Origin of the sequence: Neorhodopirellula pilleata, from assembly GCF_007859915.1 — a bacterium.
GTDB classification, from domain to species: domain Bacteria; phylum Planctomycetota; class Planctomycetia; order Pirellulales; family Pirellulaceae; genus Rhodopirellula; species Rhodopirellula pilleata.
This window is the reverse complement of the sequence record NZ_SJPM01000006.1, coordinates 258108-271385: the sequence shown is the minus strand read 5'-3', so window position 1 is coordinate 271385 and position 13278 is coordinate 258108. Positions and strand designations below refer to the sequence as shown.

Here is a 13278-nt window from a genome sequence, read left to right as displayed (position 1 = left end):
TTAACGCGAGTTCCCCTCGTCTACACAGCGTTCGATGCCGTCTTGCCGTCTTGCCGTCTTGCCGTCTTTCGCTACGAGTTCGCCCTTGCGAAACCCGGATGCCTGCTGTCCGAAAACCTCGTTCATGGTAAAAACCATCACCAAACCAACCGGTCGAAATGATTCTACCGGTCAGTGGCTCAATTTCTTTGGCCCCCCACTTTGACGCAGCGCGTTATGTCTCAACACAGCCCCACGTACGCCATCACCATTCGCCTTCGTTATCCCGATGCGCCCGGAGCGATGGGCCGAATCACCACCGCGATCGGCGACGCCGACGGGGCCATCGGGGCGGTCGACATAGTCAACATCACCGGCCAAGCGATCTCGCGTGACTTCACCGTCAACGCCAAAGACGTCGAGCACGGCAAAGCGATCGTCGAAAAACTTCGTTCGGTTGACGGCGTGGAAGTGGTCCACGTCTCCGATCGGGTGTTCTTGATGCACTTGGGCGGCAAGATCGAAGTCATTCCCAAGACGCCGATCAAAACTCGTGACGACCTTTCGATGGCCTACACTCCCGGCGTCGCGCGGGTCTGTCGTTCGATCGCCGAGGACCCAGACGCCTCGTTCGCGCTGACGATCCGGCAGAATACGGTTGCCGTCGTCAGTGACGGTTCGGCCGTCTTGGGATTGGGCAACATTGGCCCCCGCGCGGCGATGCCGGTGATGGAAGGCAAAGCGATGTTGTTTAAAGAATTCGCCGGCGTCGACGCGTTCCCGATTTGCTTGGATACCCAAGACACCGAAAAGATCATCGAAACGGTTCGGCAACTCGCGCCCACGTTCGGCGGTATCAATTTGGAAGACATCTCGGCACCACGATGCATCGAGATCGAAGAGCGACTCGATAAAGAATTGGAGATTCCCGTATTTCACGACGACCAACACGGCACCGCGATCGTCGTTTTGGCGGGACTGAGGAACTCGATGAAACGAATCGGCAAGGAACTCAGCGAGGTCAAGATTATCGTCAACGGAGCGGGTGCCGCTGGTACGGCGATTTGCAAGTTATTGATGCTCGCCGGTGCCACCAACATCATCGCCTGTGACCGTGCCGGGGCGCTGCACGCGGGCGAGACCGAAGCCGACCGGACCAAACAATGGTTGGCTCAAAATACAAACCCCGAAAAGATCTCTGGGCCGCTGAGTACGGCGATCAAGAACGCCGACGTGTTCATCGGTGTTTCGGCGGCCAACGTGTTGACGCTCGACGACATCAAGTCGATGGCCGAAGATCCGGTCGTGTTCGCATTGGCCAACCCCGATCCGGAAATCGACCCACGACTGGCGAACTCACATGTGCGAATCATGGCGACCGGACGCAGCGATTTCCCCAACCAGATCAACAACGTGCTGTGTTTTCCTGGGTTATTCCGAGGCGTGTTGAACGTTCGGGCCTCGACGGTCAACAACCAAATGAAGTTGGCCGCCGCCGAAGCGATCGCGGCGGTGATCCCAGAGTCGGATCTCTTGGACGATTACATCATCCCAAGCGTTTTCGATCGACGTGTGGCCATGGTGGTAGCCAAAGCCGTTTCCGAAGCCGCCATGGAAACCGGCGTCGCCCGACGAAAAACCAAATCGGCGTTCGATTTGACTTGACCAATGGCTTGTGCACTCGTTCCCAGACTCCCGCCCTCTTTATACCCCACAATTCATCATGGATTGCTCCCCTGCCAGCTTGTCTGGCAGGAAGCCTAGGTTGGCAAGCTAGACACATTCATCCCCACGGGCGAGTATGCCGATACTACCGAGTGAATTGATCTTTCGTTTTCTGACGATTTTTCTATGATCCGTTTCACGTTTCACGGATCAACGCTCGGACCACCGCACGTTCAAGGATGAGCTATGCGAACTTTGCTTCTATTGGGATTAGCTATCGGCGGGGCTTTCATGGCCGGTTGGTTCACGATCGATCGCAACGACGGTCGCACGCTGATCGAAATCAACAAGGACGAGATCCGAGCCGATACGCGACAAGCGATCGACAAAGGCCGCGATTTGCTTGAAAAGCGCGAGCAGGAACGTCTCGCCCGGCAACAGCAAGCCGGCGGTGCGGCACCCGATCAGGCGACCTGGCCGCCACAGGGTAATTGGCCTGCACAAGGGACCGTTCAGGGAGCCGGATATGCCGGACCAGCGCCCTACAATCCCCAAGCACCCTATGCCCAAACACCGTATGGAGGTCAGCCGGGATACGGTGACCAGCCGGGTTATGGACAACAACCTCAGTACGGCCAACAACCTCAATACGGTCAACAGCCCTACGGCCAGCAGCCTCAATACGGTAGCGGGCCCGGTTACAACGCCAATTATCCGGCCCCGCTGAGCCCGCAGCCGGCCAGCCAGCAGCCCGCCCCGCGTTGGACGGAAATGCCGCCTCCTTGGCAACAGCAAACCCGCTGAGACGGAGTATTCTAAGCATCGCGTGAACATTAAGTGGTGGCGACTTTCAGTCGCCAAACCCTGAAACGTCGACTGAAAGTCGACGCCACGTTAAGAATCCATCACTTATTGTTCACGCGATGCTTAGCATCAACCGTTCGGGCTTGCGGCAAGCAGGCGAAACGCAGCGATCGACGTAGGCTGGGTCGGAGCCGCTTCGGCGCAGACCCGGCATTGGTTGGGAGCATTGGGGGTTGGGTCGTTTCAACAATCGCCAAAAAGTCAAAAGCCGGGTGTTCGTCGCAAAGCCTCCTTCACCCAGCCTACTTTTGCTACCGCAGGCAAGTCGAAATGGATTATCTTAGGAGGCAGCCACAGACCCGCCTCTCCCTCGATTTCCCTCCTGCACATGCCCGCCTCCCCGATTCACTTGCGGCTGATATCGCTGCTCAGTTCATTTGTCCATCCGTTCGTTCTGACGCTGACGGTCGGATTGGCACTCGGTTCATCCGCCGACGCCTTGGACGCTTGGCCTCAGTTCCGAGGTCCCAGCGGTGACGGCATCGTGGTTTCGCAAACACCACCGATCGTTTTTGGCGAAGACCAAAACGTCACTTGGAAAACGCCGCTGCCGGGCAAGGCTTGGTCGTCGCCCGTCGTGCAGGACGGTGTGATTTGGGTCACGACCGCGATCGAGCGGACTCCCACCGACGAAGAGCGTTTGGAACTGCTCAAGAAAACCGACAACGACGAAAAGAAATTCGGTCAATTGGCGATCGCCAAAGCGATCGAACTTAAAGCCATCGCGATCGACTTCGCCAACGGCAAAGTTCTCAAGACGATCGACTTGGTCACTGTCGAAAACCCTGATGCGATTCACTCGCTCAACAGCTACGCGTCGCCCACCCCGGTGATCGACGGCGACGCGTTGTATTGCCACTTCGGGACGTTCGGAACGTTCGCGTTGGATCGGATCAGCGGCACGATCTTGTGGCAACGCACGTTGCCGTTGCAACACGCGGTGGGTCCCGGAAGCTCGCCGCTCGTGCACGGCAACCGATTGATCTTGATCCAAGACGGCATGGACAGGCAGTACGTGACGGCCTTGAACAAGCAAACCGGCGAGACCCTTTGGGAGACCGATCGTCCGCCGATGGAAGCCCCTACGGGTGACCAAAAGAAAGCGTACTGCACGCCGATCATCGCGACGGATTCCAACGGCCGGGACCAATTGTTGTGCATGGGTTCGCAGTGGATGGTGTCCTACGACAGCGAAACCGGCGAGGAGTTTTGGCGTTTATATCACGGCAAAGGCTTCTCGGTCGTTCCACGGCCGGTCGTTCAGGATGACACGGTTTTCTTCTCGACCGGTTTCGGCAAACCGCAACTGTGGGCCGTCAAGATCGACGGCAGCGGCGACGTGACGAGCACCCATGTGCGATGGACCGTCACCAAAGGCATTCCCGCCAAACCCTCTCCGTTGATTCACGACGGATTGATCTACGTGGTCGATGATAACGGCGTCGCCTCGTGTTTTGATTGTCAGGACGGAACCGAGATTTGGAAAAAACGACTCGGCGGCAAGTTTTCCGCTTCGCCGATTCTCGCCGGCGGGCATTTGTATTTCGGCAATCATGAAGGAGAGGTGATCGTGATGACACCCGGTGAAGATGCCGAGATCGTTCAGACGAACCAGGTATCCGGCCAAATCATGGCGTCGCCTGCCGTCATCGATAATGCATTGATCGTTCGTACCGATCAGGCGATCTATCGGTTCGAGTGATCAGGTTTTTGTTTTGCAATCGGCTTTTATTCCCACGATCGGATTTTCGCTCGCCGCCGCGATGTTGGTATCGCTGGTTGCGGTTGGATCATCCCATGAGCCGGCGCACGTATCCGGATCGGATCACCGACCGGTTCAAACGGACACCTTCGAGGCCGGCGAGCGCCAACGGGTCACCATGTCGGAGATGCTCGACCTGGCCGAAGCGGCTCTGGCGTCGACAATCGCCAACGTGGACGACTACACCGCGCGAATGATCAAACACGAACAGGATCGCAGCGGCGTCTTGCAGCCACCGTCGGAATCGTTGATCAAAGTTTCGACCCGCCACCGAGGCGGCAAGCCGAATTCACCGATGAAAGTGTACCTGCGTTTCGATTCACCTGACGCGGTCAAGGGCCGCGAGGTGATTTGGATCGAAAACGAAAACGATGGCAAGATGCTCGTCCGGGAAGCCGGCATGATCGGCGGCATGATGACGGTCCCGTTGGCACCGGACAGTTTCTTGGCGATGCGTGGCCAACGGTACCCGATCACCGAGATCGGATTGACCCGGCTGCTCGAAAAGTTGATTGAGCGAGGCGGAGAGGACCGCGATTCCGAAGACGTCCGGGTGTTCAAGACGGAAGGTTACCCGTTCGACGGGCGGGAGCTAACGTTACTAGAAATCATCCGTTCTCGGCCGAGCGGCCGAGAGGGGGATTTTTCGCGAGCCGAGTTGGTGCTCGATCGCCAACGCAACGTGGTCGTCAGTTTCCGAAGTTTCGGTTGGCCGGATGCGAATCTGGCGGATGCGAATCTGGCCGTCCCGAGCTTGGTCGGTCCCGATTTGACCGCGGACGAAGCAGCCGAGCTGCCTTTGATCGAGTCCTATCAATACCTCGACTTGGAATTGAACGTGGGATTGAGCGACGAAGACTTTTCGACGTCCAATCCGGAATACACGTTCAAGAAATAGGCAATCGGCAAACCAAACACCGACTCGCTGCGTAGCGAGGGTCTTGCCTCGACGTGCCGGGGCGGAAGGTTTGTCATTTTGATGGCAAATCGATGTCTTTTTCGTCATTTTTCTTGTCCTGATTCCCCGTCCTGAGTCGTCAAGCATGATCGCTGACCCCCTTTGCGTCGATTTCGCCCAATGTGTCCATGTCACACAGCCCGCCGAATCGTTGTTGTCGTCCCTGATGGTCGTCGGGCAGATGGGCAAATGGTTGCCCGTGTTTTCGACTCCGTTGTGGGTCCTTTCGATGGGTCTGGTGATCGGCGCGTTGGCGATTTTGCTCGTCTACGGTGCCTTGGCTGCGTTGTCGTTTGTGCCGGGACTGGGTAACTTGCCCGATTCGCCCAAACGCGGCGTGACGTTGTCGTTGATCGCCGGTGCGATTTTTTCGGCGATTTTGTGCGTGCTTTACGTTCCCCAAGGCGGCGAGGACAAGGAGTTGCTGGTTCTGCCGATGATCGTCATCGGGGTAGGACTCGGGTTCGGACTCATTTACGGATTGTGGCATCGGACTCGGGACGAGTGGTTTTCGATCTTGGGCGAAGGCGTCGTGCCGTACCTGCTCGGCACGTTGCTCGTCTTTGCGACGTTGGGTTTAGTGTTGACGCCGTTTGTGGAGGAGCCCAGCGAGATCCTCAATAGCATTTCTTCGGTCAACTTGGTCGGTGATGGAACGCGAGTCGAAGTCGCCACCATCGCGCCGGCTTCCTCAGACGAACCCGAATTTTTGCCAGCCGGTATCACGTACAACTTCCGTAACGTGGCCGAGTTGCGGATCGAATCGGATAAGAAAGTGTTCTTGTCAGATTCAGATGATCCGGCCGCATTCAGCCGGGCTCCGATTACGATCAACCCGGGCAGCAGTGAAGCGATCACGTACCGTTACGAGGACCGCGAACAACCGCCGATTCCTGGCGATCCGAGCAAACTGCATATCTACAATCAAGAGATCGATCCGGCCCAGGTTACGTTCACATTCAAGAACCTGCCGCAGATTCCACAGGCGTCTTCGATCGTATTCACCGCCATCATCTTTTTCTTGACGATGACGGGATTGATGGCGATGCGTCAAGCCGCACCGCGAGTTTGGGCGTTGGCTCTATCGACGGCCAAAAACGAGATGGCGCAACCACTTTACCTGCTGTTGCTCGCGATCGGCATCTTCGGAATCCTGTTGTTCGGTATCTTCCCCTTCAACACGCTCGGCGATGACATCCGGTTGCTCAAAGACAGCGGTGTGACGTTGATCATGGTGTTGGGCATGTTGCTCGCCGTGTGGAGTGCCGGAACATCGGTCAGTGATGAAATCGAAGGTCGGACGGCACTCACGGTTTTATCCAAGCCCGTCAGTCGCCGTTCGTTCATCTTGGGCAAATACAGCGGCATCATGCTCAGCGTATCGGTGCTGTTTGTGATCTTGGCGGCGGTGTTGTTGGTCGTGTTGTCTTACAAGCCCATCTATGACGCCCGTGAGACCTCAAAACAGACACCCGAATGGCAAGAGGGACATGAGGAAATCATGACGACGCTTCCGGTATTGGGTTTGTATTTCATGGAAACGATGGCGATCGGCGGGATCGCGGTGGCGTTGGCGACTCGTTTACCGTTGTTGGCGAACTTCATCACCTGTTTCGCGATCTATGTGATCGGAAACTTGACCAGTCCGTTAGTCGTGTCGGCGAAACAGAACCCCGAGCTTGTCGGCTTTGTCGGCAAGCTGATCGCCGTAGTGGTGCCGAACTTGAACTCCTTCAATGTGCAGTCGGCGGTCGATGCGGGCAACGCCGTGCCGTTGATCTACTTGGCCGGTGCGTTCAACTATTTGTTCGTCTTCGTGGTCGCGGTTTGGATGGTGGCTATGCTATTATTCGAAGATCGCGACTTGGCGTAACTTGTAGGAAGGCGACTTCCTAGGCTGGACGCCTTTTCATACAAACAAAGAAGAGGCGTTGGCCGGTGAATCGTTTTTCAAGTCTGACTCAACCTCGTCGAGAAGCCGCCGAGCATGGTTCCGGATTGCTGTGGCTGTGGGCCACGATCGCCGGGCTAACCGTCCCGTTCTTGATCGTTTTATTCGGCGTCGTGGCCGAATTGATCGATCAGCGTGAGTTGACCCCGCCGTCAGTCCGTTTAGGTACCAACTTGGCGGTCCCGTTACCGTCGGGATTTGAACTGCAAGACGGGTTCGCTCAATTGGCCGAGTTGGTGATCTTGGCGTTGTTGCTTTCGGGCATCTTTTGTTTGGCCGTGTGGTTGAATCGACGCGCGGCGGACCATCGCACCCGCGTCGTCATCAAGTCACTGCACAAACGCGTCTTGGAACAAAGCCTGCGCCGCGCCGAAGTCGAGGGCGCCGCCGCCCAGCGTTCCCGGGCGGCGCAGTTGATCGGCAAGGACCTACCCGAACTCGGGATCGGCTTGTCATTGTGGTATCGAGTGATCCCGCGCAGCGTGTTGATGTTGTTCGGCTGTGTGGGTTTGGCACTCATGGTCAACGTTTGGTTGGCGATCTTGGCCGTGATCAGTGGTGCGGCGCTGTGGCGACTGTATGGGCGGCTGCGAAATCCGGATTGGTTGGAACTTTCGCGATTCGAAATTCCAGTGATTCGAGAACGATTGGTAGGTTTGATCGGCGACGCCCCGATGATGGCTCGCCTGCAAGCCGGCGGTTTGGCCGATCAAGCGTTCGATGCCGAGTTGGAATCGTTGGACCGGCGAGTTTGCGGTGACGATGCGAGACGCGGTCGCTTGTGGCCATTGTTGATGTTCGCGGGCAGTTTCGCGATCGCGTTGTTGGTGATGGGATTGGGCGCGAACATATTAAACGTGTCGGCCGAATCGCTCGATGCAGGCGTGGTGGTCGACCAAGGACTCAGTCTACCGGCTTCGTTGGTGCTCGGCTTGGCGTTGACCGGTGCGGCGTTTTCAGCGGCGCGAATCAGCGAACTGGCTCGCCAATTACGTCGCAGTGGTCGGGCGTGCGAAGCGGTTTATTTCTACCTTGAATCCAACGACGATGTCGCACCGAGCGAGCAGCGAGTGGGCTTGGCCGGTTTGCGAGAATCGGTCGACTTGCAAGACATTTCCTTGCAAGACGCTTCCGGCAAACCCATCTTGAACAACCTCAGCTTGTCGTTGCAACCAAAATCATTGGTGGGCTTGTTGGGAACCGACGAAGTTTCGACGCGTTCATTGGTCGAATTGCTGATGGGTTTCGGGCGGCCACACCATGGCATCTTGCAGATCGATGGTATCGCGCTACGTGACGTTCATCCCAAAGCGCTTGCCAATCAGGTGATGTGGATTGCGCCCGACGGCCCGCTATGGGAAGGAACGATTACGGACAACTTGATGGCCGGGTTGGATCGCAACGTAGACAAACGCGACATGGTCGACGTTCTCGAAGGTCTCGGCATGTACGAAATGATCACTCGTTTAAGCGATGGTTTGGATACGATCGTCGGTTCGGCATCGAGCTTGAACACGAATCGTTCGTCAATTAGCGATACTGCAGTTCGCGATGGGCTTTCGATGAACTCGCGATACATGCTCGGCATCGCCCGAGCGTTATTGCATCGTCCGGCAATTGTGTTGGCCAACGAACCCCCTGCGCCGACGGAACACCTCAGCGAAGACCCGTGTCTAAAATCGCTACGGAAGCTGGCCGATTCCGGATCTCTCGTGGTGGTGCTGCCGCATCGCTTACAAACATTGCGACACTGCGATCGCGTCGTGCTGCTCAACGGAGCCAACTTGGTCGGCGAAGGCCGCCACACGGACCTGCTCAATTCAAGCGACTTGTATCGCCACTTGAACTATCTTCTATTCAACCCCTACCGCCATCGCAGTGGCCGATAGCGGAGTCCCCATGAATACGATTTGCACCATGAATGATCACAAGTTTGTCCGTCGCCTCTTTTTCAGTTTGTTTCTGGTTTGGTTGTCGGTCGGCCGGTTTTCGGTGGCGCAAGAGGCCGTTGCGAAACCCGAGACGGGGGTGGCACGCCCGGTCTCACCGAATCAATTGCCAACGGGTCAATTGCCACAGGGCATCAACGACAACTTTAAGAATCCCGAACTCGATGTGGATGAATGGATCGAACGATTCGAGGTGGAAAGCCGTGAAGTATTCGCGGCGCAAGAAGAGGTTTTGGCGGCTTGCGAAATCAAGCCCGGCGATCGCATCGCCGACGTGGGAGCGGGGACGGGTTTTTACAGCCGTCTGTTCGCCAAACAAACCGGATGGGATGGATGGGTTTATAGCGTCGACATCGCCCCGAAGTTTTTGCAGCACATTGCCGCGCGTGCCACGACCGACGGAATTGAGAATCTGACGCCGGTGCTCGGGACGGACGTGTCAACGCGATTGCCATCCGCATCGGTGGACATGGTTTTCATCTGCGACACTTATCATCACTTTGAAAGTCCACAACAATCCCTCGCGTCGATCTATCGGGCGCTCAAACCGGGTGGGAGATTGATCTTGATCGATTTCAACCGCATCCCCGGCGTTTCACGTGAGTTTTTGATCGGTCACGTTCGCGCGCCTAAAGAAGTCTTTCAAGATGAAGTTGTCCAAGCGGGGTTTGAATTCGTCGATGAAATCGAAATCAAAGCGTTTGAAGAAAACTATTTGTTGCGATTCCAGAAGCCGGTCGAAGCGGCAAGCAAGTAATCAGACTACCTTTGCATCCATTTCGTCCGCTCATCCTTCGGCAATTTTTCAATCGAGTAACGTAGCATCGTTCGTGGCATCGTTTTCGCGTACTTGCTCAAGAAGCCTTCCAGCCGGGCTAAGTCTCGTTTACCCATTTCGCGAAGCATCCATCCGATCGCCTTGTTCATCAGGTCGTGTCCGTCGTTCATCAAACGCGTGGCGAGGTCGATGATTTCGTCGAATTCGTCGTTCTTAATCAGCGGGTAGGTTGCCAACACCGCCACGCGCCGTTCCCACAGCACATCGCTCGCGGCGAGCCGATCGAGAACGTGTCTTTCATTTGGGTTGTCGACCAGCCAAGCCCCGAGAATCTTTGGTGCCGTCGAATCAACAAGATCCCAATTGTTCACCGCGTTGAGATTTGCCAGATAGTACTCGACGATCTCGCGACACTCCCATACACGATGAGGATTCTTCGGTTTCGTTGCTGCTTCATACTGACCAACCAAAACCATCATGCCCGTCAACCGACACTCATGCCAAGGCGATGCAAACAGCTTGTCCAACTCGTCACGTGACAAGTCGCGAAATTGCAGCGCCACGTTTCGTTGATCCGGCACCACGCAGCCGAGAAATCGATCGCCCTCGCCATACCCGCCCGGCATCGCTTGAAAGAAGCCGGGGAAGAAAGCGGCCTTGTCTTCGCGAGCCACCTTCCGTAGCGATGAGAGAACCTGCTTCGCCGTCATGGGATTGGTATTTCAAGTGGAACGAACAAAACATTTTCAGGATGCTCGAAGTCTTATCGGTCGTAGAACGATTTGACTCAAGGTCGCGTGATGATCGGGGCAACGGAACCGGGATTGTTTGCACTGACGGCCGCCGCGTAAACGTCGATCTGTCCGGACGTGAGTTGGTCACCTGGAGGAAGCTCGAAACGTCCCACGCCGACACCTTGGCGGTGAACGTCTTCAATCGGGTTGGGACTTTTACCCGTTCGGTCGATCGCGATCGATTGAATTCTCATGCGATGCACGACGACTTGGTAGCGGACTTCCGGTGGCACGTTGACGCGGACTTCCTGTTCGATCGGCAAGCCGGTTACATCGGTGGTTTGATAAACATCGACGCGCGTCGCTCCATTGTCGCGAGGCAATTTCACGCGTCGGCTTTCGCCTGGGTTCAAGGTGTACTGAGGTTGCTTGCCAGGGTTTTGAACATCGGTCAACGTGACCACCAGCATCTCGTCATGCGTATTGGTGAACTCGACTTCCACCGCCGGCAGTGGAGGATTGGGAACCGTGTTGGATTCCAGCAATATCGACCGAGGTTGAAAACTCGGAAAACGTCCCGATGCCAACGGGACACTTCCCAGTTGTAGTTGTGGAAACAGGGGCGGATAACCGATCGGCGGGTAGCCTCCAAGATAAGTCGTCCCGCCGCCAAAGTGGCTGCCCAACATCGGTTGGCCTAAGCGACCGTGACCGATGTAATCATGGTCCAGCCAATCGTTCAGGTAAGGTGCAAACCCACGACCGCTTCCGATGGGACGGACCGTCACGGTGGCGGGAACGAATCGGGGAATTCTCGCGTCCAAGTCCGCTCGTTCGACCGGCCCATAGCCATCACGAGGGAAACGAATGATGCGGTTCAGTTCCAGGTTGTAGAACCCGAGATACCGTCCGCCGGGAAGGTCATATCGGGGGGCACGTTGGTAGAAAAACCGATCGCCGGAGTTTTCAAAAACGGAAAGGCCAGCGGCGCTGACATCGATCACGCCGGTGACATTCCCCAACGCGTCGACCATCTCAAGGTCGGCCGCTGAGGCAGATGTCGCGTTTGCGGCCGAAAGACTGATCAACACACCAAGAACAAGTGCGGTCCATTTCATTGTTTCAATCCCACGTAGTTTCAATGCCATCTAGGAACATTTCTCATCCTATCCCATCCGAAGTCCAGACAATGAAAAAACATTCCCTGCTTTTTTGCGGTTAGGCGAGCAAATCCGATGACAAAGCCGCATCGAATTGGCCCCGCGTGAGGACGGTCGGCACGCCGGCTTCCCGAGCGGCCTTCAATTTGGCGACTTGAACGTGCGGCCCATAAGCGATTACGCGAGCGGCCGGACACCACCGTGCACACGCATCGACCAAACCTTCGACAGCTTTGGCTCGAGTGGACAGATCCACGATCACAAATGCCACGTCCAAGGCTTGAGAGGGAATCGATCCCGACAACTCAAAGGAACGTCCATGATTGGAGGCCGCCGCGCGAACGCGAGAAGCGAAGATCAGGTCGCCCGACAAAAACAACACACCACTGCGGGCGGATTCGGGATTCGAAGAAGTCGGAGAGGAATTTTCAGTCGTCATGAATCGCTCACTGCTATCGGAAGGTAATTCCACGTGATCCGCAGAATCGTTCAAGTCGAACGCGTCGTTTGGACGATCCACGAGAAGGAGAATTGGATCACCGGATGAATCAAACACAACCTCAAACGGACTACGCCAGCTTGTCGGGTGCCTCGACCGGTACGCCCGCACCGTATCGCGAAAAGTTATTGACCATCAAGACGCCCGTGACGGTCGTCTTAGCTGAAAAAAAAGAGACGCTGCGCAATATCTTGTCATTGGTTCCCGGCTCGATGTTGACGTTCGATACACATTGCGACCATCCGTTGGAACTGAGTGTCGGCGGCCACGTCATCGCCAACGGGGAAACGGTAAAAATCGGCGATAAGTTTGGCATCCGGATCCGCCAAGTCGGCGTCGAGAAACCGGAATAGTTGCATCACTCCGGTTCGATTCCGAAGTCGCGAATCGTGGTCAAGGTATGAAGCTTCAGACCCTTTTCGGCAAACGCGGCTTCCCCACCGGCCAATCGATCGATGATGGCGAGCACGTAGAGCACGTTCAAGCCGAACTCGCGAGCCGCGTCGACCGCTTTAATCGCGCTGCCGCCGCTGGTGATCACGTCTTCCACGATCACCACATTTTGGCCGGGTTCGACCGGGCCTTCGACTTGGCGGCCCATCCCGTGTTCTTTGGCTTCTTTGCGAACCATGAATCCAGACAATTCGATGTCTTGGGTTCCCGCGATGGTCACGATCGACGCGGTGATCGGGTCCGCCCCGATCGCCATTCCGCCGACCGCATCGGGGATCCCCGCCTCGGCCGCGTTTCGCGAGATGAAGTCGAGCATCGCGTTGCCGACCAGTCCGGCACCCTTGGGATGCAGTGTCACGCGTCGGCAATCCAGGTAATAACTCGCCGTTTTGCCGCTGGCCAACGTGAAGGTGCCTCGCTGGAGCGCTTCACGCTCCATCAACTCAATCAGGGCTTGATGGGGGGACGAGCCGGCCATGGATCGGATCACTCAAATAAGGGAACGGGTTGCTTGGAAGTTCCGAAC

The 13278-nt window shown here is 56.4% G+C and carries 13 protein-coding genes; 8 read left to right on the top strand and 5 right to left on the bottom strand.

Annotated elements, in window-relative coordinates; genetic code table 11:
- Positions 1-126 carry a hypothetical protein gene (locus Pla100_RS32205; RefSeq protein ID WP_261344806.1) on the bottom strand — a complete coding sequence of 42 codons (126 nt, stop codon included), beginning with the start codon at positions 124-126 and terminating at the stop codon, positions 1-3.
- Positions 127-216: 90 nt separating this feature from the next.
- Here Pla100_RS32205 and Pla100_RS15925 point away from each other — a divergent pair, with 90 nt between their 5' ends.
- The 7 genes from Pla100_RS15925 (at position 217) to Pla100_RS15895 (ending at position 9885) form a co-directional block, all read left to right on the top strand.
- A complete protein-coding gene (locus Pla100_RS15925; protein WP_146578685.1) occupies positions 217-1644 on the top strand; it encodes a malic enzyme-like NAD(P)-binding protein in 1428 nt (475 codons plus the stop codon).
- Positions 1645-1890: 246 nt separating this feature from the next.
- A complete protein-coding gene (locus Pla100_RS15920; RefSeq protein ID WP_146578684.1) occupies positions 1891-2448 on the top strand; it encodes a hypothetical protein in 558 nt (185 codons plus the stop codon).
- Between the two features lie 388 nt (positions 2449-2836).
- Positions 2837-4210 carry an outer membrane protein assembly factor BamB family protein gene (locus Pla100_RS15915; protein ID WP_146578683.1) on the top strand — a complete coding sequence of 458 codons (1374 nt, stop codon included), beginning with the start codon at positions 2837-2839 and terminating at the stop codon, positions 4208-4210.
- Between the two features lie 13 nt (positions 4211-4223).
- On the top strand, positions 4224-5168 hold the full coding sequence (locus Pla100_RS15910) for a DUF1571 domain-containing protein (RefSeq protein WP_231603114.1): 945 nt from the start codon (positions 4224-4226) through the stop codon (positions 5166-5168).
- A gap of 226 nt (positions 5169-5394) precedes the next feature.
- Positions 5395-7101, top strand: a complete 1707-nt coding sequence (locus tag Pla100_RS15905; RefSeq protein ID WP_146578823.1) for an ABC transporter permease subunit — start codon at positions 5395-5397, stop codon at positions 7099-7101.
- Positions 7102-7166: 65 nt separating this feature from the next.
- Positions 7167-9068, top strand: a complete 1902-nt coding sequence (locus Pla100_RS15900) for an ATP-binding cassette domain-containing protein (RefSeq protein ID WP_146578682.1) — start codon at positions 7167-7169, stop codon at positions 9066-9068.
- Between the two features lie 28 nt (positions 9069-9096).
- Positions 9097-9885, top strand: a complete 789-nt coding sequence (locus Pla100_RS15895; RefSeq protein WP_146578681.1) for a class I SAM-dependent methyltransferase — start codon at positions 9097-9099, stop codon at positions 9883-9885.
- A 5-nt stretch (positions 9886-9890) separates the two neighbouring features.
- On the opposite strand, the gene Pla100_RS15890 is transcribed toward Pla100_RS15895, so the two are convergent.
- The 3 genes from Pla100_RS15890 to Pla100_RS15880 form a co-directional block, all read right to left on the bottom strand.
- Positions 9891-10616, bottom strand: a complete 726-nt coding sequence (locus Pla100_RS15890) for a DNA alkylation repair protein (RefSeq protein ID WP_146578680.1) — start codon at positions 10614-10616, stop codon at positions 9891-9893.
- A 77-nt stretch (positions 10617-10693) separates the two neighbouring features.
- Positions 10694-11758 (bottom strand): hypothetical protein, encoded by a 1065-nt coding sequence (locus Pla100_RS15885; RefSeq protein WP_146578679.1) that lies wholly within the window; start codon positions 11756-11758, stop codon positions 10694-10696.
- A gap of 100 nt (positions 11759-11858) precedes the next feature.
- The gene (locus Pla100_RS15880; RefSeq protein ID WP_231603112.1) at positions 11859-12320 is read right to left on the bottom strand and encodes a histidine kinase; all 462 of its coding nucleotides are present in this window, start codon (positions 12318-12320) and stop codon (positions 11859-11861) included.
- A gap of 23 nt (positions 12321-12343) precedes the next feature.
- Between Pla100_RS15880 and Pla100_RS15875 the strand changes: the two genes are divergently transcribed.
- On the top strand, positions 12344-12652 hold the full coding sequence (locus Pla100_RS15875) for a FliM/FliN family flagellar motor switch protein (RefSeq protein WP_146578678.1): 309 nt from the start codon (positions 12344-12346) through the stop codon (positions 12650-12652).
- A 5-nt stretch (positions 12653-12657) separates the two neighbouring features.
- On the opposite strand, the gene pyrE is transcribed toward Pla100_RS15875, so the two are convergent.
- On the bottom strand, positions 12658-13230 hold the full coding sequence (pyrE, locus tag Pla100_RS15870; protein WP_146578677.1) for an orotate phosphoribosyltransferase: 573 nt from the start codon (positions 13228-13230) through the stop codon (positions 12658-12660).
- Between the last annotated feature and the right edge of the window lie 48 nt (positions 13231-13278).

What these genes read in the sequence shown, in the direction of transcription:
- Pla100_RS15915 (WP_146578683.1), top strand. Translation starts at nt 2,837, where the DNA reads ATGCCCGCCTCCCCGATTCACTTGCGGCTGATATCGCTGCTCAGTTCA.
- pyrE (WP_146578677.1), bottom strand. Translation starts at nt 13,230, where the DNA reads ATGGCCGGCTCGTCCCCCCATCAAGCCCTGATTGAGTTGATGGAGCGT.
- Pla100_RS15920 (WP_146578684.1), top strand. Translation starts at nt 1,891, where the DNA reads ATGCGAACTTTGCTTCTATTGGGATTAGCTATCGGCGGGGCTTTCATG.
- Pla100_RS15895 (WP_146578681.1), top strand. Translation starts at nt 9,097, where the DNA reads ATGAATGATCACAAGTTTGTCCGTCGCCTCTTTTTCAGTTTGTTTCTG.
- Pla100_RS15925 (WP_146578685.1), top strand. Translation starts at nt 217, where the DNA reads ATGTCTCAACACAGCCCCACGTACGCCATCACCATTCGCCTTCGTTAT.
- Pla100_RS15885 (WP_146578679.1), bottom strand. Translation starts at nt 11,758, where the DNA reads ATGAAATGGACCGCACTTGTTCTTGGTGTGTTGATCAGTCTTTCGGCC.
- Pla100_RS15875 (WP_146578678.1), top strand. Translation starts at nt 12,344, where the DNA reads ATGAATCAAACACAACCTCAAACGGACTACGCCAGCTTGTCGGGTGCC.
- Pla100_RS15905 (WP_146578823.1), top strand. Translation starts at nt 5,395, where the DNA reads ATGGTCGTCGGGCAGATGGGCAAATGGTTGCCCGTGTTTTCGACTCCG.
- Pla100_RS32205 (WP_261344806.1), bottom strand. Translation starts at nt 126, where the DNA reads ATGAACGAGGTTTTCGGACAGCAGGCATCCGGGTTTCGCAAGGGCGAA.
- Pla100_RS15890 (WP_146578680.1), bottom strand. Translation starts at nt 10,616, where the DNA reads ATGACGGCGAAGCAGGTTCTCTCATCGCTACGGAAGGTGGCTCGCGAA.